At 60.6% G+C, this 24,928-nt stretch carries 18 protein-coding genes and 1 pseudogene; 5 read left to right on the top strand and 14 right to left on the bottom strand.

What is annotated here, in order from left to right; translation table 11 throughout:
- Positions 1 to 13: 13 nt before the first annotated feature.
- Positions 14 to 457, top strand: coding sequence for a hypothetical protein (locus tag AC3ISR_RS02105; protein ID WP_192298331.1), 444 nt, complete (start codon positions 14 to 16; stop codon positions 455 to 457).
- Positions 458 to 682: 225 nt separating this feature from the next.
- Here the strand turns inward: AC3ISR_RS02105 and AC3ISR_RS02100 are convergent, their stop codons facing one another.
- On the bottom strand, positions 683 to 1,069 hold the full coding sequence (locus AC3ISR_RS02100) for a type II toxin-antitoxin system PemK/MazF family toxin (protein WP_192298332.1): 387 nt from the start codon (positions 1,067 to 1,069) through the stop codon (positions 683 to 685).
- A gap of 87 nt (positions 1,070 to 1,156) precedes the next feature.
- The gene (locus AC3ISR_RS02095) at positions 1,157 to 2,050 is read right to left on the bottom strand and encodes a LysR family transcriptional regulator (protein WP_463983850.1); all 894 of its coding nucleotides are present in this window, start codon (positions 2,048 to 2,050) and stop codon (positions 1,157 to 1,159) included.
- A 157-nt stretch (positions 2,051 to 2,207) separates the two neighbouring features.
- On the opposite strand from AC3ISR_RS02095, the gene AC3ISR_RS02090 reads away from it, so the two are divergent.
- The 3 genes from AC3ISR_RS02090 (at position 2,208) to AC3ISR_RS02080 (ending at position 5,438) form a co-directional block, all read left to right on the top strand.
- Entirely contained in the window at positions 2,208 to 3,452 is a 1,245-nt protein-coding gene (locus AC3ISR_RS02090; RefSeq protein ID WP_463983868.1) for an MFS transporter, read from the top strand.
- Positions 3,453 to 3,528: 76 nt separating this feature from the next.
- Complete coding sequence (locus AC3ISR_RS02085) at positions 3,529 to 4,797, top strand: AAA family ATPase (RefSeq protein WP_463983849.1); 1,269 nt, start codon at positions 3,529 to 3,531, stop codon at positions 4,795 to 4,797.
- Positions 4,794 to 5,438 carry a retron system putative HNH endonuclease gene (locus tag AC3ISR_RS02080; protein ID WP_463983848.1) on the top strand — a complete coding sequence of 215 codons (645 nt, stop codon included), beginning with the start codon at positions 4,794 to 4,796 and terminating at the stop codon, positions 5,436 to 5,438. Before AC3ISR_RS02085 ends, AC3ISR_RS02080 begins: the two co-directional genes overlap by 4 nt.
- Here AC3ISR_RS02080 and AC3ISR_RS02075 read toward each other — a convergent pair.
- The 11 genes and pseudogenes from AC3ISR_RS02075 to pilM form a co-directional block, all read right to left on the bottom strand.
- Complete coding sequence (locus AC3ISR_RS02075; protein WP_305391918.1) at positions 5,396 to 5,974, bottom strand: cytochrome b/b6 domain-containing protein; 579 nt, start codon at positions 5,972 to 5,974, stop codon at positions 5,396 to 5,398. The genes AC3ISR_RS02080 and AC3ISR_RS02075 overlap by 43 nt on opposite strands.
- A 193-nt stretch (positions 5,975 to 6,167) precedes the next feature.
- Positions 6,168 to 7,235, bottom strand: a complete 1,068-nt coding sequence (gene hemE / locus AC3ISR_RS02070; RefSeq protein ID WP_192298336.1) for a uroporphyrinogen decarboxylase — start codon at positions 7,233 to 7,235, stop codon at positions 6,168 to 6,170.
- Positions 7,236 to 7,477: 242 nt separating this feature from the next.
- The gene (locus AC3ISR_RS02065; protein ID WP_463983847.1) at positions 7,478 to 8,896 is read right to left on the bottom strand and encodes an FAD-dependent oxidoreductase; all 1,419 of its coding nucleotides are present in this window, start codon (positions 8,894 to 8,896) and stop codon (positions 7,478 to 7,480) included.
- Positions 8,897 to 9,020: 124 nt separating this feature from the next.
- On the bottom strand, positions 9,021 to 13,466 hold the full coding sequence (gene gltB, locus AC3ISR_RS02060; protein WP_489324562.1) for a glutamate synthase large subunit: 4,446 nt from the start codon (positions 13,464 to 13,466) through the stop codon (positions 9,021 to 9,023).
- A 350-nt stretch (positions 13,467 to 13,816) separates the two neighbouring features.
- Positions 13,817 to 15,391 carry an SPOR domain-containing protein gene (locus AC3ISR_RS02055; RefSeq protein WP_192298339.1) on the bottom strand — a complete coding sequence of 525 codons (1,575 nt, stop codon included), beginning with the start codon at positions 15,389 to 15,391 and terminating at the stop codon, positions 13,817 to 13,819.
- Positions 15,392 to 15,401: 10 nt separating this feature from the next.
- A complete protein-coding gene (aroB, locus tag AC3ISR_RS02050) occupies positions 15,402 to 16,502 on the bottom strand; it encodes a 3-dehydroquinate synthase (RefSeq protein ID WP_192298340.1) in 1,101 nt (366 codons plus the stop codon).
- A 125-nt stretch (positions 16,503 to 16,627) separates the two neighbouring features.
- Positions 16,628 to 17,146 carry a shikimate kinase AroK gene (gene aroK, locus AC3ISR_RS02045; protein WP_192298341.1) on the bottom strand — a complete coding sequence of 173 codons (519 nt, stop codon included), beginning with the start codon at positions 17,144 to 17,146 and terminating at the stop codon, positions 16,628 to 16,630.
- Between the two features lie 4 nt (positions 17,147 to 17,150).
- Positions 17,151 to 18,407 (bottom strand): annotated as a pseudogene (locus AC3ISR_RS02040) (type IV pilus secretin PilQ); the annotation flags it as partial.
- A 124-nt stretch (positions 18,408 to 18,531) separates the two neighbouring features.
- The gene (locus AC3ISR_RS02035; RefSeq protein ID WP_463983845.1) at positions 18,532 to 19,503 is read right to left on the bottom strand and encodes a pilus assembly protein PilP; all 972 of its coding nucleotides are present in this window, start codon (positions 19,501 to 19,503) and stop codon (positions 18,532 to 18,534) included.
- Complete coding sequence (locus AC3ISR_RS02030; RefSeq protein WP_192298343.1) at positions 19,500 to 20,051, bottom strand: PilN domain-containing protein; 552 nt, start codon at positions 20,049 to 20,051, stop codon at positions 19,500 to 19,502. Before AC3ISR_RS02030 ends, AC3ISR_RS02035 begins: the two co-directional genes overlap by 4 nt.
- Positions 20,051 to 20,704 carry a type IV pilus biogenesis protein PilM gene (gene pilM, locus AC3ISR_RS02025; RefSeq protein ID WP_463983844.1) on the bottom strand — a complete coding sequence of 218 codons (654 nt, stop codon included), beginning with the start codon at positions 20,702 to 20,704 and terminating at the stop codon, positions 20,051 to 20,053. Before pilM ends, AC3ISR_RS02030 begins: the two co-directional genes overlap by 1 nt.
- A gap of 220 nt (positions 20,705 to 20,924) precedes the next feature.
- Between pilM and AC3ISR_RS02020 the strand changes: the two genes are divergently transcribed.
- Positions 20,925 to 23,387, top strand: coding sequence for a penicillin-binding protein 1A (locus AC3ISR_RS02020; protein WP_412547872.1), 2,463 nt, complete (start codon positions 20,925 to 20,927; stop codon positions 23,385 to 23,387).
- Positions 23,388 to 23,520: 133 nt separating this feature from the next.
- On the opposite strand, the gene AC3ISR_RS02015 is transcribed toward AC3ISR_RS02020, so the two are convergent.
- Positions 23,521 to 24,789, bottom strand: coding sequence for a malic enzyme-like NAD(P)-binding protein (locus AC3ISR_RS02015; protein WP_192298346.1), 1,269 nt, complete (start codon positions 24,787 to 24,789; stop codon positions 23,521 to 23,523).
- Positions 24,790 to 24,928: the final 139 nt, after the last annotated feature.

Here is a 24,928-nt window from a genome sequence, read left to right as displayed (position 1 = left end):
TGGAGAATACGGAATGTCTTCCTTGCTACGCGCCACCCTGATCACCCTCGCCCTGTTGACCACCGCCGGTTGCACCAGCAAGCCGGTGCTCAACACCCAGCACGAACTGCCGGCCGACGCCCAGGTCGGCGAAGAAAAAATCAAGCAGGTCATCCTCAGCGCCCTGCAAAAACGCGATTGGACGGTACAACGCCTGAGCCCACAACTGGTGCAGGCCGAGATCACCGTCCGCAACCAGTACTACGCGGCCGTCGACATCCGCTACACCCGCAACAGCTACGCCATCACCTACCGCGACAGCCGCGCCCTGGGCTACAAGGACGGCAAGATCCATCGCAACTACAACCGTTGGGTGAACAACCTGGACAGCGACATCATGGCCGGGCTGCGCAGCAACGGCGTGAGCGAGTCGGGCTCGGCGGCGCAGTTGTTTGAACAGACGGGCACGACCAAATAACACTGAGACCGCTCCCGCGCCACATCCAGAAACGACAAAGGGCGCCTTTCGGCGCCCTCTTCACAAACAGGTTGGCTTGTCATCGCCTCGTCCTGCCTGGCTCTGCGATGGCTGGTTGCCCAGGATCCTCAGAGTCTCACAAGCCCCTTTCGGGAACGTGGGCAGTATGCCTGAAAGCAGCTCGCCTGCAATCAGTGGCAAAAAGCCGCTCGCCCAGCGCCAAGCTCATCGCAACCCAAGTGCACTGCGCACCGCCGCTTTTATCGCGTGAAACTGCTCACTGGTGAGCTCAGCGATTTTGTAAGTTCGTTTGCCATGACGATCTTTGCTTTTTATTCGGTCCAGCCGGCCCAAACTCACGGTCGCCACAATGTCGCATTTTGCCCAACAGATCGGATTGGCGCCGTGAAGATGACTGTCGAGTTGTAAGTGGTGCTCCAATACCGTCTGTGGAGCGGTAGTACTCAGCGGCACTACCGTTACCAGCAGCTTATTGGTTCGGTGCCTGCGTATCACAATAACGGGCCGAATCTTGATGATTTCCGGGACTTCATAGCCGCGAAAATCACAAATCAACACGCTGCCCTCCTTGGGCTGGTAGAGAAGTGTCATCCATATCACTCACTTGAGAAAAAGCGATTCTGCGCAACTTTCTCGCGAATCACTAAGTCGCTTGCGTTACCTGATATGTGACCGCGCCTACACCGACGCCTTGCGCGTCAACAACTCCACAAACGCCGCTGCCATCGGCGTTTGCACGCCCTTGCGCTGCACCAGCCACACCGATGTCACCGCCTCCTCATCCAGCAAGGTGCGATAGACCACGCCATCAATCCGGATACGCTGGTACGACGCTGGCAGCACCGACACTCCCAACCCGGCCGCCACCAGGCCGATGATGGTCATCGCCTCCCCTGCCTCCTGGGCAAAGTGCGGGCTGAAGCCGGCGTCACGGCACAGGTTCAGCAACTGCGCATAGAGACCGCTGCCGTAACTGCGTGGGAAAAACACGAAGGGTTCCTCGGCCAACTGCGCCAGGTGCAAGCCGCGCTCGCTGCCTTGCGCCAAGGGGTGACCGGCGCTCAGTACGGCCACCAGCGGTTCGCGCATCAACTCGATCACACTCAGGGAGTCCGGCAACGGCAGCGGGCGCATCAAGCCGACCTGGATCGACTCGTCCACCAGTGACTCGGCCACTTGGGTACTGCTCATTTCCTGCAGGTTCAGATGCACCGCCGGGAACGCCTGGCGGAAGGCAAAAATCGCCTGGGGAATGCTTGCGTTGAACGGCGCCGACGAGGTGAAGCCGATCTTCAATTCACCCAGTTCACCCAATTGCGCACGCCTGGCCACATCGGCGGCCTTGTCGACCTGGGCCAACACCAATCGCGCCTCGTGCAGGAACAAGCGGCCAGCCTCGCTCAGCTCGACCCGACGATTGGTACGCTCGAACAACCGCGCGCCGACCTCCTGCTCCAGTGCCTGGATCTGCTGGCTCAGCGGCGGTTGCGAGATGCCCAGCACCTGCGCGGCGCGGCCGAAATGCAGTTCTTCGGCGACGGCGATGAAGTACCGCAGATGTCGTAATTCCATGCCAGCCTCATTAGGTCGTAAAAGCTCTCAAACAGGTCGAATAATATATTGGAAAGAATCATTAGCCAGCTATATTCTTTTTTGCATGGCCGGTCCTGGCACGCTTTCCCTCCCCGAGGTCCCCGTGAATTCTGCTGTCGCTCCACTCGCTCAAGAAGTGCCACCCACTGCCCTGGATGAGGTGGTGGCCCAGCTCAATGACGCGTACATCGAAAAAGGCACGCCGATGTTCATGCGCACGGTACTGGCGCTGTTCTCCGGCGGTTTTGCCACGTTTGCCCTGCTGTATTGCGTGCAGCCGATGATGCCGGCGCTGTCCCATGAGTTCTCGATCAATGCAGCGCAGAGCAGCCTGATCCTGTCGGTGTCCACCGCGATGCTGGCCCTGGGCTTGCTGATCACCGGACCGATCTCCGACACCCTGGGGCGCAAGCCGGTGATGGTCGCCGCGCTGTTCTGCGCAGCAACGGCGACGATTGCCAGCGGCCTGATGCCGACGTGGGAAGGGATTCTCTTGATGCGCGCGTTGGTGGGTTTGTCCCTGAGCGGCCTGGCCGCCGTGGCGATGACCTACCTGAGCGAAGAGATCCACCCGCAGCACATCGGCCTGGCCATGGGCTTATACATCGGTGGCAACGCGATTGGCGGCATGAGCGGGCGCCTGATCATTGGCGTGCTGATCGATTTCGTCAGCTGGCACACCGCGATGCTGATCATCGGCGCCCTGGCGCTGATCGCCGCCACGGTGTTCTGGAAGATCCTTCCCGAATCGCGCAACTTCCGCGCCAGCAGCCTCAGGCCGCGCAGCCTGCTGGATGGGTTCGTCATGCACTTCAAGGACGCGGGCCTGCCGTGGCTGTTTCTTGAAGCGTTTCTGCTGATGGGCGCATTCGTGACGATGTTCAACTACATCGGCTATCGCCTGTTGGCCGATCCCTACGACTTGAGCCAGGCCGTGGTCGGCCTGCTGTCGCTGGTGTACCTGTCGGGCATCTACAGTTCGGCGAAAATCGGCTCCCTGGCCGACCGCCTCGGCCGCCGCCGCGTGCTGTGGGCCACCATCGTGCTGATGCTCAGCGGCATGCTCCTGACCCTGTTCACCCCGTTGTGGCTGATCGTACCGGGCATGCTGATCTTCACCTTCGGCTTCTTCGGCGCCCACTCGGTGGCCAGCAGCTGGATCGGCCGCCGCGCGGTGAAGGCCAAGGGGCAGGCCTCATCGCTGTACCTGTTCTGCTATTACGCGGGATCGAGTGTGGCGGGGACGGCGGGTGGGTTCTTCTGGCATTACGCCGAGTGGAATGGGATTGGCGGGTTTATCGTGGCGTTGTTGGTGGGGGCGTTGCTGGTGGCGTTGAAGTTGGCGAAGTTGCCGCCGTTGCAAGACGCAAAAAGCACGTAACACCTGCGCCTCTGGCGGTTCTGACGGGCCAAGGTACACTGACGGCATTCGTCAGTCTTGGTAAAGGAAAGCCAGAATGCGCCTGGACCAGCTTCACATTCAGAATTTTCGTTGCTATGAAGATGCCACTTTTGACTTCCAGCCGGGGTTTAACCTAGTGGTGGGGGTTAATGGGAGTGGCAAGACTTCGTTGTTGCAGGCGGTGGCAACCAGTTTTTCAGATTTTGCTTCATCGACAGGGCACCACTCCTTTGCAGGGGCAGGAGATGAAGTCCGATTCGTGATAAATGCCTATGAAGGACACAGCAGGTTTGAGCGGTGCTTTCCGCTGGTTCTGAAGGCAAGTGGCGATGTATTCGGCGCCACTCATTGGGAGTTTTTCATCTCCCGCAAGGGCACACCGCCACTCGCAGATATAGAGTTCGAGATAGAGATAGCTAAAACAATTAACGAAATCAGTTCAAAGAGCGATCTGGACCTGCAAGTCTTGGCGTTTTATCGAGCTGGCCGCCGCTGGACAGCATCAAACGTCTCTGCCGAGTTCGCAGCAACACACAAGGTCTCACGCTTCGACGGTTACAAAGACTGGTTTGACGCAGCAACAAACCTCACTGACTTCGAAAGTTGGTTTATCGGAAAGACCCTGGAGCAACTTCAACAAGTATCTAAATCCGGGCATCCGAAAAATGGTTTTAACGACGAACTTACATGGGTCAATGAAGCAATAAAGTGTGCCCTACCCAACTGCCAAGGCATGCAGTACGACCTTGCTTCACGCAGCTTGATCGTCGATTTCGACAATAACAGCTTTCCTTTTGGCGACTTGAGCGATGGCCAACGAGGCATGGTTGCACTGTTCGCCGATATAGCCCGACGCATGTGCATTCTTAACCCCCATATGGGTAAGAACGTGCTCAAGAAAACTTCAGGCGTGGTCATCATTGATGAGTTGGACATACATCTTCATCCAGCATGGCAACGCATTGTGGTACCGGCACTGAGAGCTGCATTTCCAAAAGTACAGTTTATTGCGGCCAGCCATTCGCCTCAGATCATTGGCGGTCTAAAACCAGACGAAATCATGCTTTTGAGCAACGGTGATGTCTCACACCCGCGCGTGTCCTATGGGCTAGATTCAAGTCAGGTACTGGAAGAAGTCATGGGCGTATCCGAGCGCGAGCCCGAAATAGAGGCGCTTCTAAGCGAACTATTCAACACCATCGAAGACAACGATCTGGACAAAGCCAAGGCGCAACTCCAATCACTCAAGAAGAAAGCGCCGGACCTCCCCGAGTTCGCAGGTGCACAGGCATTGATCCGCCGCAAGGAGATCCTGGGAAAATGAAACAAGTGTTCAAAGGATCTGAGCCTGCTTCATTTACCCAGTGGAAAGCCAGTATCAACGAGGAATGGGCACCTACTTACCCAACCCTTCAAAACCCGGAAAAACGCGATCTGCATGAAAGCCTGCTACGAGAGCAAGGTTTTTTCTGCTGCTACTGCGGCAGAGAAATTGATGCCACATCCAGCCATATCGAACACTTCCGACCGCAAGAACATTTTGAAGAGCTGGAGCTGGAGTACCAGAATCTTCACGCATCCTGCATCAGGGAAACCAAACGTGGCTCCCCACTGCATTGCGGACATGTCAAAGGCGACTGGTTTGACGAAGCCGAGCACATATCACCGATGGAGGAAGGCTGCGAGGAGCGCTTTCGCTACTTATTGACCGGAGAAATACAAGCAACCAACACCGATGATTCGCCAGCAGCAAAAATGATCGAAGTCCTGGCTTTGGACATCGCCTACCTGAACAACCGACGCCAGAGTGCCATTAAGCGTGTTTTTGCCCCGGATTTTGTAGCGCAGGCCACCGATGAGGACTTCAAAACCCTGACTAAGGCGCTGCGCGAAACAGCACTCGCTGATCAGCAAGCCTTCGATCACGTCGTTGCACGATTCGCTGAACAGATTCTGACATCCTGATCCCTACGTACGGCAGCGGCTGTCTTATCAAACGACATCCGCGCCATCACCCGCTTACCACGCGTTTCATGCAGCACCACCGCACCAATATGTGCGACCAGCATCAGCAACAACCCCACACACGACAGCACATGCACGCGGGTGTACCAGACAATGGCCGCCGGGTCACTTTCGAACGGGGCGATGGTGAACAGGTTAAATACGTTGATCGGCCGGTCCATCATCAGCACGCCCGTGGCCAGTACCACCGCCAGCATCAGGTACATGGCCTTGTGCACCAGCAGCGCCAGGTACTCCTGCGGCGTACGTTTGATGGAAAAATCCAGGCCGTGGCCAAACGAGCAATACAGCCGCATGACAAAGACCGGGATGTACAGGCTGGTCAACGACACGTTGAAAAAGCCGACCCACGCCTTGACCGGGGCGGGCACGGTAAACATCGCCACAACAAAGCCTGACAGCAGCGCCCACAGAATAATGACGGCCGATATCCAGTGCAGGAGCTTCTGGATCGTTGAATAGGGGGAAGTCTTCATCTCGAAATCACCTGACAAGCAACGCCAATCAATGGCGAGTGGAAGAGTCGGGTAGGATTTTTACCGAGGCGCACTACCTAGACTGTAGGAGAAATCCTAAAGAACCGAGATTACCCAGACAGTGCTGAACGACGGCTGAAACGCAACGAGCCCCCCTTTGCAGGCAAAGGAGGGCTCGTGTCAGGCGGGATGTTTACTGGTGGTATTGCGCAGACAGTTCATGCACCGCACGCAAGAACGCACCCGCATGCTCCGGGTTCACTTCCGGCGTGATGCCATGGCCGAGGTTGAACACGTGCCCGCTGCCCTTGCCGTAGCTGGCCAGGATGCGGCCGACTTCAGCGCGGATCGCTTCCGGCTTGGCGTAGAGCACGGTCGGGTCCATGTTGCCTTGCAACGCGACACGGTTGCCGACGCGCTGGCGGGCTTCACCGAGGTCGCAGGTCCAGTCCAGCCCGAGGGCGTCGGCACCGGCGTCGGCGATGCTTTCCAGCCACAGGCCGCCGCCCTTGGTGAACATGATCACCGGCACTTTGCGGCCTTCGTGTTCGCGGATCAGGCCGCTGACGATCTTGCGCATATAGGCCAGGGAGAACTCCTGGTACGCCGCCGCCGACAGGTTACCGCCCCACGTATCGAAGATCTGCACCGCCTGCGCGCCGGCCATGATCTGGCCGTTGAGGTAGGAGGTGACCGACTGTGCCAGCTTGTCCAGCAGCAGGTGCATGGCTTGCGGGTTGTCGTAGAGCATGGCCTTGGTCTTGCGGAAGTCTTTCGACGAACCGCCTTCGACCATATAGGTGGCCAGGGTCCAGGGGCTGCCGGAGAAACCGATCAGCGGCACGCGGCCGTTGAGCTCGCGGCGGATGGTGCTGACGGCGTCCATCACGTAGCCAAGGTCTTTGTGCGGATCAGGGATCGGCAGGGCTTCGATGTCGGCCAGGGTGCTGACGACCTTCTTGAAACGTGGGCCTTCGCCGGTTTCGAAGTACAGGCCCTGACCCATGGCATCAGGAATGGTGAGGATGTCGGAGAACAGGATCGCCGCGTCCAGTTGCGGGTAGCGGTCCAACGGCTGCATCGTGACTTCGCAGGCGAACTCCGGGTTCATGCACAGGCTCATGAAGTCACCGGCATTGGCGCGACTGGCGCGGTATTCCGGCAGGTAGCGACCGGCCTGGCGCATCATCCACACAGGGGTGACGTCCACGGGTTGCTTGAGCAGGGCACGAAGGAAACGGTCGTTCTTCAGGGCAGTCATGTCGGCATCCGCAAAAAAAGTGCGGGCATTTTCTCAGAGCCGGACGCAAAAGGCACGGAGTGAGCCGTGCCTTTTGTCTATCGGGTTGATTTGCAGCAATGTCTTGAATGTACTGGAACCAAATGTGGGAGCGGGCTTGCTCGCGAATGCGGTGGGTCAGTCGACACATTTGGTGACTGATCCACCGCATTCGCGAGCAAGCCCGCTCCCACAGTTTGATCGCATTCCAACCCGGATTGGGGTTAGACGCCCAGGTAATCCAGGATGCCTTCGGCAGCATTGCGGCCTTCGAAGATCGCGGTTACCACCAGGTCAGAACCGCGCACCATGTCGCCACCGGCGAAGATCTTCGGGTTACTGGTCTGGTGCTTGTACTGGCCTTGTTCCGGGGCCACGACGCGGCCTTGGCTGTCGGTCTGGATCTGGAACTGTTCGAACCACGGCGCCGGGCTTGGACGGAAACCGAAGGCGATGACCACGGCGTCGGCCGGGATGATCTCTTCGGAACCCGGGATCGGCTCGGGGCTGCGACGGCCACGGGCGTCCGGTTCGCCGAGACGGGTCTCGACCACCTTCACGCCTTCGACGCGATCTTCACCGACAATCGCAATCGGCTGGCGGTTGTAGAGGAATTTCACGCCTTCTTCCTTGGCGTTCTTCACCTCTTTGCGCGAGCCGGGCATGTTGGCTTCGTCACGACGATAGGCACAGGTCACCGACTTGGCGCCCTGGCGGATCGAGGTACGGTTGCAGTCCATCGCGGTGTCACCACCGCCGAGTACCACGACCTTCTTGCCTTTCATGTCGACGAAGTCTTCCGGCGACTTTTCAAAGCCCAGGTTGCGATTGACGTTGGCGATGAGGAAGTCCAGCGCGTCATACACGCCCGGCAGGTCCTCACCGGCAAACCCGCCCTTCATGTAGGTGTAGGTGCCCATGCCCATGAACACGGCATCGTATTCTTCGAGCAGTTGTTCCATGGTCACGTCTTTGCCGATTTCGGTATTGAGACGGAACTCGATACCCATGCCGGTGAACACTTCGCGACGGTGGCTCAGGACGGTTTTTTCCAGCTTGAACTCGGGGATACCGAAGGTCAGCAGGCCACCGATTTCCGGGTTCTTGTCGAACACCACCGGGGTCACGCCGCCACGCACCAGCACGTCGGCACAACCGAGGCCGGCAGGACCGGCGCCGATAATGGCGACGCGCTTGCCGGTCGGCTTGACCTTGGACATGTCCGGACGCCAGCCCATGGCGAACGCGGTGTCGGTGATGTACTTCTCCACCGAACCGATGGTCACCGCGCCGAAGCCGTCGTTGAGGGTGCACGCACCCTCGCACAGACGGTCCTGCGGGCACACCCGGCCGCAGACTTCCGGCAGGGTATTGGTCTGGTGCGACAGCTCGGCGGCGGCGAGGATGTTGCCCTCGGCCACCAACTTCAGCCAGTTGGGAATGAAGTTGTGCACCGGGCACTTCCATTCGCAATACGGGTTACCGCAACCCAGGCAGCGGTGGGCCTGGTCGGCCGAGTGCTGGGGTTTGAAGGGTTCGTAGATCTCCACGAACTCTTTCTTGCGTTGACGCAACAGTTTCTTCTTCGGATCTTTGCGCCCGACATCGAGGAATTGGAAGTCGTTGCTGAGACGTTCGGCCATCTTTAAAACCTCGTACACGACAGCTGTAAGCTACAAGCTTCAAGCTGCAAGAAATCAATTGAACCGGCACACCGCGCACTGCTCTGTGCTTGCGGCTTGAAGCTTGCTACTTGCCGCTGCGTCGTCATTGCGGACTCGCAAGTGTGCTGGAGAGCAGAGATTTCAAACTCGCTGCCTTCGGTTTGACTAGCCAAAAACGACGCAGGTAATCATCGAGGTTTTCGGCGAGGTTGCGGCCCCATTCGCTGCCGGTCTCCTCGACGTACTCGTCCAGCACGTGCTGCAAGTGGTTCCGGTAGGACTCCATGGCTTCGCCGCTGATCCGCTGGATCTCGACCAACTCGTGGTTGACCTTGTCGACGAAGGTGTTGTCCTGGTCGAGCACGTAGGCGAAACCGCCGGTCATGCCCGAACCGAAGTTGTAACCGGTCTTGCCCAGTACCGCGACAAAGCCCCCGGTCATGTACTCGCAGCAGTGATCGCCGGTGCCTTCCACCACGGTGTGGGCACCGGAGTTACGTACGGCAAAACGCTCACCGGCGGTGCCGGCGGCGAACAGCTTGCCGCCGGTGGCGCCGTACAAGCAGGTGTTGCCGATGATGGCACTGTCCTGAGTCTTGTAGACGCTGCCTTTAGGCGGAACGATCACCAGCTTGCCGCCGGTCATGCCCTTGCCCACGTAATCGTTGGCGTCGCCTTCGAGGTACATGTGCAGGCCACCGGCGTTCCACACGCCAAAGCTCTGGCCCGCAGTGCCCTTGAAGCGGAAAGTGATCGGCGCCTTCGCCATGCCTTGGTTGCCATGCTTGCGCGCGATTTCGCCGGAGATGCGCGCGCCGATCGAACGGTCGCAGTTGCAGATGTCCAGGGCGAATTCGCCACCGCTGGCCTCCAGGATCGACGAGCCGGCGATCTCCACCATCTTCTCGGCCAGCAGGCCTTTGTCGAAGGGCGGGTTGCGCTCGACGCCGCAGAACTGTGGCTTGTCGGCCGGGATGTGATCGCTGCCGAGCAGCGGCGTCAGGTCCAGGTGATGTTGCTTGGCGGTCTGGCCCTGAAGGATTTCCAACAGATCGGTACGACCGATCAGCTCTTCGAGGGAGCGCACGCCCAGCTTGGCCAGCCACTCACGGGTCTCTTCGGCGACGTAGGTGAAGAAGTTCACCACCATGTCGACGGTGCCGATGTAGTGATCCTTGCGCAGCTTCTCGTTCTGAGTGGCGACGCCGGTGGCGCAGTTGTTCAGGTGGCAGATGCGCAGGTATTTGCAGCCCAGGGCGATCATCGGCGCAGTCCCGAAGCCGAAGCTTTCGGCGCCGAGGATTGCGGCCTTGATAACGTCGAGGCCGGTTTTCAGGCCACCATCGGTCTGCACCCGGACCTTGCCACGCAGGTCGTTGCCGCGCAGGGTCTGGTGGGTTTCGGCCAGGCCGAGTTCCCACGGTGCACCGGCGTACTTGATCGAGGTCAGCGGCGATGCGCCGGTGCCACCGTCGTAGCCGGAGATGGTGATCAGGTCGGCATAGGCCTTGGCCACACCGGCGGCGATGGTGCCCACGCCGGCTTCTGCTACCAGTTTCACCGAGACCAGGGCCTGCGGGTTGACTTGCTTGAGGTCGAAAATCAGCTGCGACAAGTCTTCGATCGAGTAGATGTCGTGGTGCGGCGGTGGCGAGATCAGGGTGACGCCCGGCACTGCGTAACGCAGCTTGGCGATCAGACCGTTGACCTTGCCGCCTGGCAGCTGGCCGCCTTCGCCGGGCTTGGCGCCCTGGGCGACCTTGATCTGCAGCACTTCGGCGTTGACCAGGTATTCCGGGGTCACGCCGAAACGGCCAGTCGCCACTTGCTTGATCTTCGAGCTCTTGATGGTGCCGTAGCGCGCCGGGTCTTCGCCGCCTTCACCGGAGTTGGAACGCGCACCCAGGCGGTTCATGGCTTCGGCCAGGGCTTCGTGGGCCTCGGGCGACAACGCGCCCAGGGAGATACCGGCAGAGTCAAAGCGCTTGAGGATCGATTCCAGCGGCTCGACTTCGTTGATGTCCATCGGCGTGTCCAGGGTCTTCACCTTGAACAGGTCGCGGATCATCGACACCGGGCGGTTGTCCACCAGGCTCGTGTATTCCTTGAACTTGGCGTAGTCGCCCTGCTGCACGGCGGCTTGCAGGGTGTTGACCACGTCCGGGTTGTACGCGTGGTACTCGCCACCGTGCACGAACTTGAGCAGGCCGCCTTGCTGGATCGGCTTGCGCGCGCTCCAGGCTTCGGCCGCCAGGGCTTTCTGCTCGGCTTCGATGTCGACGAAGCGCGCACCCTTGATACGGCTTGGCACGCCACGGAAGCTCAACTCGCAGACTTCTTCGGACAGGCCGATGGCTTCGAACAGTTGCGCACCGCGATAGGACGTGACGGTGGAGATGCCCATCTTCGACAGGATCTTCAACAGGCCCTTGGTGATGCCCTTACGGTAGTTCTTGAACACCTCATAGAGGTCGCCCAGCACTTCACCAGTACGGATCAGGTCGCCCAGCACTTCGTACGCGAGGAACGGGTACACCGCCGAGGCGCCGAAGCCGATCAATACCGCAAAGTGATGCGGGTCGCGGGCAGTGGCGGTTTCGACAAGGATGTTGGAGTCGCAGCGCAGGCCTTTTTCGGTCAGGCGGTGGTGCACCGCGCCGGTGGCCAGCGAGGCGTGGATCGGCAGCTTGCCCGGAGCGATGTGGCGGTCGGTCAGCACGATCTGGGTACGACCGGCGCGCACGGCTTCTTCGGCCTGGTCGGCGACGTTGCGCACAGCAGCTTCAAGGCCGAGGCTCTCGTCGTAGTTCAGGTCGATGATCTGGCGGTCGAAGCCCGGGCGGTCCAGGGTCATCAACGAACGCCACTTGGCCGGGGAAATAACCGGCGAGCTGAGGATCACGCGGGAGGCGTGCTCAGGCGATTCCTGGAAGATGTTGCGCTCGGCACCGAGGCACACTTCCAAAGACATCACGATGGCTTCGCGCAGCGGGTCGATCGGTGGGTTGGTCACCTGGGCGAACTGCTGGCGGAAGTAGTCGTACGGCGTACGCACGCGCTGGGACAGCACGGCCATCGGCGTGTCATCGCCCATGGAGCCGACGGCCTCGTAGCCTTGCTCGCCGAGCGGACGCAGTACCTGGTCGCGCTCTTCGAACGTGACCTGGTACATCTTCATGTATTGCTTGAGCTGATCGACATCGTAGAACGCCGAACCGTGGTCGTTGTCTTCCATGGTCGCCTGGATGCGCAGGGCGTTCTTGCGCAGCCATTGCTTGTACGGGTGACGCGACTTCAAGCGGTTGTCGATGGCATCGGTGTCGAGGATCTGCCCGGTTTCGGTGTCCACGGCCAGGATCTGGCCAGGGCCGACGCGGCCTTTGGCGATGACGTCTTCGGGCTGGTAGTTCCACACGCCGATTTCCGACGCGAGGGTGATGAAACCGTTGGTGGTCGTGACCCAACGCGCCGGGCGCAGACCGTTACGGTCGAGCAGGCACACCGCGTAGCGACCGTCGGTCATGACCACGCCGGCGGGGCCGTCCCACGGCTCCATGTGCATCGAGTTGTACTCGTAGAATGCACGCAAGTCCGGGTCCATGGTCTCAACGTTCTGCCACGCAGGCGGAATGATCATGCGCACGCCACGGAACAGGTCGATGCCGCCGGTGACCATCAGTTCGAGCATGTTGTCCATGCTGGAGGAGTCGGAACCCACGCGGTTGACCAGCGGGCCGAGCTCTTCGAGGTCCATCAGGTCGTTGGCGAACTTGGTGCGACGGGCCACGGCCCAGTTGCGGTTGCCGGTGATGGTGTTGATCTCGCCGTTGTGGGCAAGGAAGCGGAATGGCTGGGCCAGCGGCCATTTCGGCAGGGTGTTGGTGGAGAAGCGCTGGTGGAACACGCAGATCGCGGTTTGCAGGCGCTCATCACTCAGGTCTGGATAGAAGGCGGTGAGGTCCGCCGGCATCATCAGGCCTTTGTAGATAATGGTCTTGTGGGAAAAGCTGCAGATGTAGTGGTCGGCATCGGCGGCGTTGGCCACGGACGAACGACGACGGGAGGTAAACAGCTTGATCGCCATGTCCTGGTCGCTGAGGCCGTCGCCTGCGATGAACACTTGTTCGATCTGCGGCAGACGCTCGTTGGCCAGGCGGCCGAGTACGCTGGTGTCGATCGGCACTTTGCGCCAGCCGACCAGTTGCAGGCCGGCCGCGAGGATCTCGCGGTTCATGTTCGCGCGAGCGGCTTCGGCTTTTACCGGGTCCTGGTTGAAAAACACCATGCCCACGGCGTACTGCTTGGGCAGGTCGACCGCAAATTGCTCTTTGGCGACAGCGCGCAGGAACAGGTCGGGCTTTTGGATCAGCAAGCCGCAACCGTCACCGGTCTTGCCGTCGGCGTTGATCCCACCGCGGTGGGTCATGCAGGTCAGGGCCTCGATGGCCGTTTGCAAAAGGGTATGACTGGGCTCGCCCTGCATATGGGCTATCAGGCCGAAACCGCAGTTATCCTTGAATTCATCGGGTTGGTACAGACCTGCTTTCATAGACACTTTCTCACCAGGCTGCCTCTTATATCGAGGCAAATTTCTTTTCAATTCAACCGGTTACCTTCCACGCCGAACGTACGCCGGCTTAGCGGGGGCAAAAGGGAGGTCATTGTACACACCGACACAGACGCTCACAAATTTAGCGACGAAATGTCGCAAATCTATGTCGCATTTATGAAAGGTTTAAAGCGATATGCTGTGCTAGTCAAAACTTTTTTAATTCTGACCGCTACGACTCAAAAGCCACTGTGACGCAGACACCACAAAGCGCGCGGCCTCTAGAGACTGCACGCCATGCGATTTTTTTGAGGTGCCGGGAGGGCGGCCTGGGTAAGGCCGCCGGATCTTCAGCGAGTTGCTGCCAGTTCTTGTTGAACGCTGGCGACAGTGCGAGGCCAAGGTTTACCAGCCTGAACCTTCGCTGGCAAGGATTTGATCGCAGAATCAGCGGCCGCACGGCTGGAGAAGTTGCCGTAGGTGATCACGTAGAGAGGCTTGCCGTTGAGCACTTTCTTGAAATAACGGTACTCGCCGCCCTGCTCTTTCACGAACGCCTGGGCGTTGGCTTCGGAGCTGGTGCCGAGGATCTGCACCACGAAGTTGCTCGCAGGCTGGCTGCCGTACCAACCGCTACCCGCTGCACCGGCCTTGGCGACGGTGACAGGCTTTTCAGCCGGCTTGGCGGCCGGAGCCGGGGTTGGCTTGGCGGCTGGCGCTGGCGCCGCGACAACCGGCTTGGTCACTGGCGTCGGCTTGGCGGTGGCGACGGTCGGTGCCGGCGTCGGCGTCGGCTTGGCAACTGCCGCTGGCTGGCCTGCCGGCACGCCCGCAGGTGGCGCGGTGGTGGTCACGGTTGGCGGTGTGGCGCTGGAGCCTTCCACCGGCACGCCGTCGTCGCCTTCGGAGATACCGCCGGCTTCTTCGGCGAGCGGGCCGCGCATCACCGGCTGGCCGACCATCGGCAGGTTGGTTGGCTGGCCGGAGTTGGCGAATTCGACATTTGGCGTGGGCTTGCCCAGTGGCAACTGCGCCTGTTCGGTTGGCGCGCCAGCGGTGGTCGGGGCCTTGTTGCGGCCCGGGATCAACCAGGCGGCGGCGACGGCAACCACGACAACGGCGGAAATCGCCAATACGTGCTTCTTAGGCATAGTGAACCCCATCTTTGGACGCTTGACCGCAGAGCGGCTGGCAATCATGGCTTCGATCATCGCATCGCGGGCGACCTGGTTGATGGTGCCAGGCCAGCCGTCGGAGCTTTCGTGAATATCAGAGATCTGCTGGGCGGAGAAAAGTTCGATACCGGCCCCTGCGCCTTCCAGGCGTTGAGCCAGGTATTCGCGGGTTTCCTCTTCTTCGTACGGCTGCAATTCGATCACGTGGAACAGCTCTTGATCGCCACTGATCTGCTCCAGATCGGCGATCAACGACGACTCACCAAACAGGAACACGTGGGGACGGCCTTCCGGCGTGCCAGCTGCCAGCGCCAGCAGCGCTTCCAGCGCGGATTCGTCAAGCTGCTCGGCGTCATCCACCAGCAAATAGACTTCCTGGCCGGTCAGGCCCAATTGCACCACTTGCTTGAGGATCGCATTCGGCTCGGCGCTGGACACGTCCAGGGCCTGGGCCACCTGGCGCAGCACACCCGCCGCATCACCGGCCCCGCGAGCGGATACGACCACGCTCTGCACCGATTGCTTGTTGGTACTGGCCACCAGGGCCTGGCGCAGCAAGGTCTTGCCGCTGCCCAACGGGCCGGTGACCACCAGCAGCAACTGGCTGTAGCGCGCCAAGTGGTGCAGTTGCCCCAGCACTGGCTTGCGCTGGGCCGGGAAGAATTTGAAACCAGGCACCCGTGGAGCAAAAGGGTCGTGGCTTAACTGGTAATGGCCGAGGAACGCCTCGTCGGCATGCAAACTAGTCATCGGAATCTGGTTAACCTTTCAGCTGAGCCAGGGCGCGGTAATCCGCTCCCAGCGTGGCCTGTAGAATCTCTTTTGGATAATCGTCGGTCACCACCGCTTCGCCCATGCGGCGCAACAGCACCAGTCGTAGTCGACCGTCGATCACTTTCTTGTCTATCGCCATATGTTCGAGGAAGTCCGCCTCGGTCATTTCCTCAGGCGGAATGACCGGCAAACCGGCGCGCTGGAACAGGCGGATACCACGATCACGCTCCTGGGCACTGATCCAGCCCAGGCGCTGCGACATGTCCAATGCCATCACTGTGCCAGCCGCTACGGCCTCCCCATGCAACCACACACCATAGCCCATGTGCGTTTCGATCGCATGGCCGAAGGTGTGGCCGAGGTTCAGGGTGGCCCGTACGCCGGACTCCCGTTCATCGGCATTCACCACCAGCGCCTTGGCAGCGCAGGAGCGGGAAATCGCTTCGGTGAGGGCGACCTGATCGAGGTTGCGCAGGGCGTCGACGTGCTCTTCCAGCCAGGCCAGGAACGGCTCATCGCAGATCAGCCCGTACTTGATGACTTCCGCCAGGCCCGCCGATAACTCGCGCGGCGGCAAGGTATTGAGGGTGGCGGTGTCGATCAGCACAGCCTGAGGCTGGTAGAACGCGCCAACCATATTCTTGCCCAGCGGATGGTTGATACCGGTCTTGCCGCCCACCGACGAGTCGACCTGGGACAGCAAGGTGGTCGGCACCTGGATAAAGTCCACGCCACGCTGGTAGCAGGCCGCCGCAAAGCCGGCCATGTCGCCGATCACACCGCCGCCCAGGGCGATCACGGTGGTGCGGCGGTCATGGCGCGCGGTGAGCAGGCCATCAAAGATCAGTTGCAGGGTTTCCCAGTTCTTGTGGGCTTCGCCGTCGGGCAGGATCACCGAGATCACCGAATACGCCGCAAGACTGCGGCTCAGACGCTCAAGATACAGCGGCGCGACCGTTTCGTTGGAGATGATCGCCACTTGCCGCCCGGCAATATGCGGTGCGAGCAACTCGGGCTGGTCCAGCAGACCTTCGCCAATATGGATCGGGTAGCTGCGCTCGCCTAGATCGACCTTAAGTGTCTGCATGTGTCCCCGCGTTAGAGATGTATTGACGACCGGCAACGTCGAGACTCGGCGTTGCCTGATGGCTCTACGCCACACCTCAGAGGGTGATGGCGCGCCGCCGAGAATAGCGCATTTCGGGCCTGGCTTTAACGGGGTGGCAGCCGTTGCAGGCGCTCAAGAATATCGAGGACCACCATCCGAGGTGGCCGCTCATCGGTTTCCACCACCAGATCGGCGATCTCCCGATACAACGGATCTCGCAGCGCCAGCAGGTCCCGCAAGGTTTTTTCCGGGTTGGCCGTGCGCAGCAGCGGGCGATTGCGATCGCGGGCGGTGCGGCCAACCTGTTGCTCGACCGAGGCATGCAGGTAGACCACCCGACCACCGGCATGCAGTGCCCGACGGTTCTCTTCGCGCATGACTGCGCCACCGCCGGTGGCCAATACCACGCCGTCGAGGCCGCACAGCTCGGCGATCATCGCCTGCTCGCGGTCCCGAAAGCCCAGTTCGCCTTCCTTATCGAAGATCCATGGGATATTGGCACCCGTGCGCACTTCAATTTCCTTGTCGGAATCTTTGAATGGCAGGCGCAGCTCTTTGGCAAGCAAACGGCCGATGGTGCTTTTTCCAGCGCCCATCGGTCCTACAAGAATCAAATTTCGCACAGAATCAACGACTCACAGCAATCGCCTGGTTATTCATAATACGCGGAGTCAGGAATACCAGCAGCTCGGATTTTTTCTCCGCCAGCACATCGCGCCGGAAAAGGCGGCCAAGATACGGCACATCGCCCAAAAATGGCACTTTATCTACCACTTTGCTTTGGGTATTGGAGAAAACCCCGCCAATGACAATGGTCTCGCCATCCCGGACCAGCACCTTGGCGTTGACCTCGTTCTTCTTGATCGGCGGCACGTCGTTGAGTTTATTCAGGTAGTCGGGCTCATCCTTGGTGACCTTGACCTCCATGATCACGCGGTCATCCGGGGTGATCTGCGGGGTGACCTCCAGGGACAGCGAAGCCTCCTTGAACGACACCGATGTGGCGCCGCTGGAGCTCGATTCCTGGTACGGAATCTCGGTACCCTTGAGGATGCGTGCGGTTTCCTTATCGGATGTAACCACCTTGGGCTGTGAGACGATTTCGCCGTTACCGGTTTTCTCCATGGCGGTCAGTTCCAGGTCCAGCAGCAGGTTGTCGGTGATGTAGGCCACGCCCAGCCCCGAGGTGCCGGTAATCGCCCCCAAATCGACAAACGGTGAGCTGGGCGGGCTTTCCGGCAGCTCCGCGCCTTCCGGCAACGGCTTGCGGATGCCTCCGCCCGCCCAGTTTCCACGATTGAGCCGTCCGCCCCAGCGCGCCCCGAGGCTTTTGTCGTAATCCACGTTGGCCTCGACAATCCGCGCTTCGATCATCACCTGGCGCACCGGAATATCCAGTTGCGCCACAATCCGCCGCAGTTCCTCCAGGCGCTCGCCGGTCTGGTAGGCAATGATGTTATTGGTGCGTTCATCCACCGCCACCGAGCCACGCTCATCGGTGACACCCTCAAACCCGCTCATCGACTGGAACAGTTTGGCCAGATCAGCCGCCTTGGCGTAGTTGACCTGCAACAGTTCCCGGCGCAGCGGCGCCAATTCGGCCATCTGCCGGCGCGATTCCAAACTCAGCAATTCACGCGCAGCCAGCTCCTCGGCGGGTGCAACCAGCAAGGCACCGGCCTTGATCCGTTTATCCAGGCCTTTGGCTTGCAACACCAAGTCCAGCGCCTGGTCCCAGGGCACATCCTTGAGCCGCAGGGTAATCGAGCCTTGTACGTCGTCGCCGGCCACCAGGTTGAGGCCCGCCACATCGGCAATTTGCTGCAACACGGCGCGCAGCTCGACATTCTGGAAGTTGAGGTTGAGCTTGTCGCCAGCACCCGCCACCGGGGGCGGCAGGTGGATCAGGTCGACGCGATTGGGCACAGCAGCAGCCATCGGTGCCGTGAACGCTATCCATAGCGCCACACCGAAGGACAGGAAAGTCCTTTTCATTGGTTTTATTCCGTTATGAGTTGACGTTTAACGCGAGGGTTCGCGGGCGCTCCAACCAGTCACCCTGTTCATCGGGGAATAACTCGACCAGCTCGATATGCCCGGCGTAGATGGCGGTGATCCGACCGTGATGCGGCCCGAGGTAGTCGCCGACCGCCAGCCGATGCACCTCGGAAGCCGCGCGCAGCAAGACAAAGGCCTGCATACCACGGGACAGGGTGCCGACCATTTCGAATTGATCGACTGCCAGCGCTTCGAGGATGCCCCGTGGCCGCGCAAGGTCCGGCGCCTGGGCCGGCCGACCACGGGTGCGGGTGACTTGAACCGCAAGGGGCTGGAAAGGATCGCGCAATCCCTGGGGGTCGTAGACAAAGGACGGGGCCTGCGCCACGTACTCACCCGCCCCACCGCTTTGCTGCGCGTGCCAATAAGTCCTGGCCAGCAGATCAAGGCGCAACAGCTTGCCGTCAGGCCGCAGGGCGAGGTCATGCACCGTGGTGATCCGCGACAGGCCGCCCAGGGCACTCACGAACCTTGCCAGGTCGTGAAAGGTCCCGCTGACGCCAATCTGCACCGGCTGCTCGATATAGAACGGACGCGCCTGCTCATCCAACGGCGTGATGCTTTCTACCAACAGACCATTGGCCAGCGCCAACCGCGCCGTGTCGTCAAGCAGACCGGGCATTGCGGACTCGCCGGGCAATTGCCGCCAACGCGCCTCGACCTGCTCGCGCAGCACCTGCAACTGCTGGGTGCGCTGTTCAAGGCCGGCAGCCAGCACGCTTTTTTGCGCCAATTGCTGCTCAAGCGCCACGCCGTTCAGTTCAGCCTGGCGCAAACGCTCCTGTGACGCGTCGAGATACAGCCTATCGCCTACCAGCAGCACCAAACCTGCCAGCGCACAGCCTGACAAGAGCTTGCCAGCCAAAGGCCATGTTGCAGCGTTGTGATAGAGCGAGCCGACATCGAGCCTGACCCGGCTCATGGCTGAACCTCGCCTGGCGCTCCCTTGCGCACCATCAACTGGAATTCATTGTCGCCACGCACGCCTTCCGTTCGCACATGTTGCAAGCGGGTGGCGCTGGCACCTTGCGAGGCCTCCAGGCGGCGCATCAATTGGGCAATATCCTGGCTGGACTCGGCACTGCCACGGACACTCACCGCATCGCCCTTGGCCACCACCTCATGCAGGTGCACGCCATCAGGCACCGCGCGCGCCAACTGGTCCAACAGCTGGGCGCCGGACGAGCGAGCGTCGTGCAAGTCCTCGACCACCTTCATGCGCTGCGCCAATTGCCGGCCTTGCACGTGCAAGTCGTCGATGGTCTTGATGCGCGCATCCAGGACCGCAATGTCGCTATCGACGCGGCTATTGCGCGTGACCTGGCGGTCGATGGCCTGGTCGATCACTTGATTGGCCAGCCACACCGCTGCGAGCGCCACACCAGCGAATGCCAGCAGCAACATCAGGAAAAATTTGCGCCGCCGCTGCGCGAGTGCCTGGCGCCAGGGCAATAGGTTGATTCGTGTCATCAAGCGAAACTCCTCAGGGCCAACCCGCAAGCAACTCCCATTCCCTGGGCATCCATAGCCCATCGTTCACCATCGACTTGATGGCTCGGCGTGAAGCTGGCGAAATCCTGAAGGCAAGCGCGCGCCAATGCAAACCGTTCTATGTCCACCACCCTCGGCATCAACCCAGCCAGGGCCAGGACCGCCGCGCGCGCCTCGACCTGTTCCCTGAGGCACGCCGCCAGCAGCACCTCGACGCGCATGGGGTCATGGGCACAAGGGCCCTGCACATAAAAGTCGAGCGCCATGTCATCCAGTGGATAGGGAATGTATTGATCCGCCTCCATCTGGATCTTCCAGCCCATCTCGTCGTCGCTGAGCCCAGCCTCCATTTCGATCACCTGCGTGATGACCGAAGGCCCCGCCACGGCAACGGCCGCGTACCTGGTCGATGTGTGCAGCCGCGACAAGGCCTGGCGCAACGCCTGCCCGGCAGCCGCAAGGTCGAGCACGACGCCATCGACCACCACATGGGCCGGCAACGCCTGGATGACATAGCCTTGCACGCTGTAACCGCGACTTGAACGCCCCAGTTCGACCAGCTTGATCTCCTGATCATTAAGATCGACGCCCAGGACGCTGTCGACTTTTCGCCTGAAAAATCCCTTTTTCATAAAACTCCCCAAAACTTTCCCTGTCATACCGCCTGATTGCTGCCGCGCACCGTGCATTCGGTCGGCTTGTTTGAGAGGCGCGAATGACGCCCCAAGCCGAAAAATGCTTTAATGCGCAGCGTTTTTCCCCGCTTTTATCTGCAGCCCGGGTCGATCCATCGTTTGCCATGCATGCCCCGACGCCTAACCCATTCTTTTCTCTGGAAATCCAAAAGCCTTGATTCGTCTGCTGAAGTTTTTCGGGTACTCCATTGTCGCGATCGTCTGCGGGCTGCTGCTCGTACTCAGCGGGGCCTACCTCTACCTTAGTCCGGGTTTACCCTCCGTAGAGGCACTCAGAAGTATCCAGTTGCAGATTCCTTTGCGGGTCTACAGCAGCGATGAAAAGCTGATCGCGGAGTTCGGTGAAATGCGCCGCACCCCGATCCGTTTTGCCGATATTCCGCCCAATTTCATCAGCGCCTTGCTGTCGGCCGAAGACGACAATTTCGCCAACCACTACGGCGTAGACCCAAGCAGCCTGGTGCGTGCAGCCACGCAATTGGTAAAAAGCGGACACATTCAATCCGGCGGCAGCACCATCACCATGCAGGTGGCGAAGAACTTCTTCCTCACCAGCGAACGCAGTTTTTCGCGCAAGGCCACAGAGATCCTGCTGGCCTTGCAGATTGAACGCCAGTTGACCAAGGACGAGATCCTTGAGCTGTACGTCAACAAGATCTACCTGGGCAACCGCGCCTACGGCATCGAGGCGGCGTCGCAGGTCTACTACGGCAAGTCGATTCGTGATGCCAGCCTGGCGCAGATGGCTATGATCGCCGGCCTGCCCAAGGCGCCGTCGCGCTTCAACCCACTGGCCAACCCGGCGCGCAGCAAAGAGCGCCGCGACTGGATCCTGGGGCGCATGTACAAGCTGGGCAAGATCGACCAGCACGCCTATGAAACCGCCGTGGCCGAGCCGTTGAACGCCAGTTACCACGTGCCGACGCCAGAAGTGAACGCACCGTATATCGCCGAAATGGCCCGTGCCGAGATGGTCGGCCGGTATGGCAGCGAGGCCTACACCGAAGGTTTCCGCGTCACCACGACCGTTCCGAGCGACACCCAGGAAATCGCCAACAACGCCGTGCATTCGGGCCTGATCACCTACGACCAGCGCCACGGCTACCGCGGCCCCGAATCGCGTCTGCCGGGCAAGACCCTGAGCGCGTGGACCACCGAACTGGGCAAGCAGCGCGCGATCAGCGGCCTGGAGCCGGCCATCGTGACCCAGGTGAAGAAAGACGGCGTGCAGGTGCTGACCCGCACCGGCGAAGCCCATGTGTCGTGGGACAGCATGAAGTGGGCCCGCCCGTTCCTGAACACCAACAGCATGGGCCCGATGCCCAAGCAGCCGTCGGATGTGGCGCAGGTGGGCGATTTGATCCGCGTGCAACGCCAGAAGGACGATAGCCTCAAATTCAGCCAGGTGCCGGTCGCCCAGGGCGCGCTGGTCTCCCTGGACCCGCAGAACGGTGCGATCCGCGCCCTGGTCGGCGGCTTTGCCTTCGAGCAGAGCAACTACAACCGCGCCACCCAGGCCAAGCGCCAGCCGGGCTCGAGCTTCAAGCCGTTCATTTACAGCGCCGCGCTGGATAACGGCTACACAGCCGCCAGCCTGGTCAACGATGCCCCGATCGTGTTTGTCGACGAGTACCTGGACAAGGTCTGGCGTCCGAAGAACGACACCAACACCTTCCTCGGCCCGATCCGTATCCGCGAGGCGCTGTACAAGTCGCGCAACCTGGTATCGATCCGCCTGCTGCAAGCGATGGGCGTCGGCAAGACCATCGACTACATGACGCGCTTTGGCTTCAACAAGTCGGACCTGCCGCCGAACCTGTCCCTGGCCCTGGGCACCGCGACCCTCACGCCAATGGAAATCGCCACCGGCTGGAGCACCTTTGCCAACGGCGGCTACAAGATCACGCCGTACCTGATCGACAAGATCGAAAGCCGCAATGGCGACACCCTGTTCACCGCCAACCCACCACGTGTGCCGGGTGATGTGGTCAACGGCATCGCCGCCACGGACGGCCTGGCCGCGCCGAGCAACGGCGGTATCACGATCGAACCGACGCCAGGCGCCACGCCGGCCGCCAACGCCGCCGCACCTGCCGAGCCACAGGCGCCGGCAGTGGCCGAACGGATTGTGGATGGCCGCACCACTTACATCCTCAACAGCATCCTTGAAGATGTGATCAAGAAAGGCACCGGCCGCCGTGCCCTGGCCCTCGGCCGAGCAGACATCGCGGGCAAGACCGGCACCACCAACGACTCCAAGGACGCCTGGTTCTCCGGCTACAACGGCGACTACGTGACCACCGTATGGACCGGCTACGACCAGCCGGAAAGCCTCGGCCGTCGCGAATTCGGCGGCACCGTCGCGCTGCCGATCTGGATGAGCTACATGGGCGCTGCCTTGAAGGACAAGCCGTTGCATACCCAGCCTGAGCCGGAAGGCATCCTCAGCCTGCGGATCGATCCGGTCAGTGGCCGCGCCGCCTCGCCAAGCACGCCGAATGCGTACTTCGAGCTGTTCAAGAGCGAAGACACGCCGCCGTCGGTCAATGAACTGGGCAATGGTGTGGTGCCAGGCAGCCCGCTGCCGGCTGACGAGGCGGCGCCGATTGATCTCTTTTAGAGAGCGGCAAGCTGTTAGCTGCAAGCGACAAGTAAGAGCGATGCAGTCTCGCTCTTACTTGTAGCTTGCAGCTCAAAACTCCCCCATAAAAAAACCCGGCTTTCTGAGCCGGGTTTTTTTATGGGTCTACGGCTTAGCCGTTGAACACATCATCCACGCTTTGCAGCGGGTAGTTCTTCGGATACGGCAGGGTGGCCACACCGGTCTCGATGGCGGCTTTGGCCACGGCATCAGAGATCAGGGTGATCAGGCGCTTGTCCATTGGCTTCGGAATGATGTACTCACGACCGAATTCCAGCTTGGCGCCGCCGTAGGCGTCGCATACGTCCTGAGGCACCGGCAGCTTGGCCAGTTCGCGCAGGGCGTTGGCGGCAGCCACTTTCATCTCTTCGTTGATGCGCTTGGCGCGAACGTCCAGGGCGCCACGGAAGATGAACGGGAAGCCCAGTACGTTGTTGACCTGGTTCGGGTAGTCCGAGCGGCCGGTAGCCATGATCACGTCGTTACGGGTGGCGTGAGCCAGTTCCGGCGCGATCTCTGGGTCCGGGTTGGAGCAGGCGAACACGATCGGGTTGGCCGCCATGGACTTCAGGCCTTCGGCGCTCAGCAGGTTCGGGCCGGACAGGCCGACGAACACGTCTGCACCGTCAAGGGCATCAGCCAGGGTGCGCTTGGAGGACGGGTGGGCAAACATCGCCTTGTACTGGTTCAGGTCGGTGCGCTCGGACTGGATCACGCCCTTGCTATCGACCATGTAGATGTTTTCCAGCTTGGCGCCCATGCTCACGATCAGCTTCATGCACGAGATAGCTGCCGCACCGGCGCCCAGGCAGACGATCTTGGCGTCAGCCAGGGTCTTGCCGGCGATTTCCAGGGCGTTGATCATGCCGGCCGCGGTAACGATCGCGGTGCCGTGCTGGTCATCGTGGAATACCGGAATGTCGCACTGTTCGATCAGGGCCTTTTCGATCTCGAAGCACTCAGGTGCCTTGATGTCTTCCAGGTTGATGCCACCGAAAGTGATGGAAATGCGCTTTACGGTGTCGATGAAAGCCTGCGGGCTCTCGGAATCGACTTCGATGTCGAAAACGTCAATGCCGGCAAAGCGCTTGAACAGCACGCCCTTGCCTTCCATGACCGGCTTGGAAGCCAATGGGCCAAGGTTGCCCAGGCCCAGAATCGCGGTGCCATCGGAAATCACTGCAACGAGGTTGCCTTTGCCGGTGTACTTGTACGCCAGCTCAGGGTCGCGTGCGATTTCACGTACGGGCTCGGCCACGCCAGGGCTGTAGGCCAGCGACAGGTCGCGGGCGGTGGCGGTGGCTTTGGTGAGCTCTACACTCAGCTTTCCTGGACGAGGATGGGCATGATATTCGAGAGCGGCAGTTTTCAAATCAGACATATCGGCATTCCGCTTTTACTGTTGGTCGACGGACCGCCGAGGATACGCGTGTCGTAAAGTCCCTACAAGACTGGGTAGTCACCGGTGTCAAGGCCCCAAACCGACGTACTTTGGTCTAAGGCCACGGGATACAAGGGCT

The sequence above is a fragment of the Pseudomonas sp. GL_117 genome (assembly GCF_057835125.1).
The sequence above is the reverse complement of the archived record's forward strand: the minus strand, read 5'-3'. Positions and strand labels throughout refer to the sequence as shown.

What these genes read in the sequence shown, in the direction of transcription:
- AC3ISR_RS02105 (WP_192298331.1), top strand. Translation starts at nt 14, where the DNA reads ATGTCTTCCTTGCTACGCGCCACCCTGATCACCCTCGCCCTGTTGACC.
- AC3ISR_RS02100 (WP_192298332.1), bottom strand. Translation starts at nt 1,069, where the DNA reads ATGACACTTCTCTACCAGCCCAAGGAGGGCAGCGTGTTGATTTGTGAT.
- AC3ISR_RS02095 (WP_463983850.1), bottom strand. Translation starts at nt 2,050, where the DNA reads ATGGAATTACGACATCTGCGGTACTTCATCGCCGTCGCCGAAGAACTG.
- AC3ISR_RS02085 (WP_463983849.1), top strand. Translation starts at nt 3,529, where the DNA reads ATGCGCCTGGACCAGCTTCACATTCAGAATTTTCGTTGCTATGAAGAT.
- AC3ISR_RS02080 (WP_463983848.1), top strand. Translation starts at nt 4,794, where the DNA reads ATGAAACAAGTGTTCAAAGGATCTGAGCCTGCTTCATTTACCCAGTGG.
- AC3ISR_RS02075 (WP_305391918.1), bottom strand. Translation starts at nt 5,974, where the DNA reads ATGAAGACTTCCCCCTATTCAACGATCCAGAAGCTCCTGCACTGGATA.
- hemE (WP_192298336.1), bottom strand. Translation starts at nt 7,235, where the DNA reads ATGACTGCCCTGAAGAACGACCGTTTCCTTCGTGCCCTGCTCAAGCAA.
- AC3ISR_RS02065 (WP_463983847.1), bottom strand. Translation starts at nt 8,896, where the DNA reads ATGGCCGAACGTCTCAGCAACGACTTCCAATTCCTCGATGTCGGGCGC.
- gltB (WP_489324562.1), bottom strand. Translation starts at nt 13,466, where the DNA reads ATGAAAGCAGGTCTGTACCAACCCGATGAATTCAAGGATAACTGCGGT.
- AC3ISR_RS02055 (WP_192298339.1), bottom strand. Translation starts at nt 15,391, where the DNA reads ATGACTAGTTTGCATGCCGACGAGGCGTTCCTCGGCCATTACCAGTTA.
- aroB (WP_192298340.1), bottom strand. Translation starts at nt 16,502, where the DNA reads ATGCAGACACTTAAGGTCGATCTAGGCGAGCGCAGCTACCCGATCCAT.
- AC3ISR_RS02035 (WP_463983845.1), bottom strand. Translation starts at nt 19,503, where the DNA reads ATGAGCCGGGTCAGGCTCGATGTCGGCTCGCTCTATCACAACGCTGCA.
- AC3ISR_RS02030 (WP_192298343.1), bottom strand. Translation starts at nt 20,051, where the DNA reads ATGACACGAATCAACCTATTGCCCTGGCGCCAGGCACTCGCGCAGCGG.
- pilM (WP_463983844.1), bottom strand. Translation starts at nt 20,704, where the DNA reads ATGAAAAAGGGATTTTTCAGGCGAAAAGTCGACAGCGTCCTGGGCGTC.
- AC3ISR_RS02015 (WP_192298346.1), bottom strand. Translation starts at nt 24,789, where the DNA reads ATGTCTGATTTGAAAACTGCCGCTCTCGAATATCATGCCCATCCTCGT.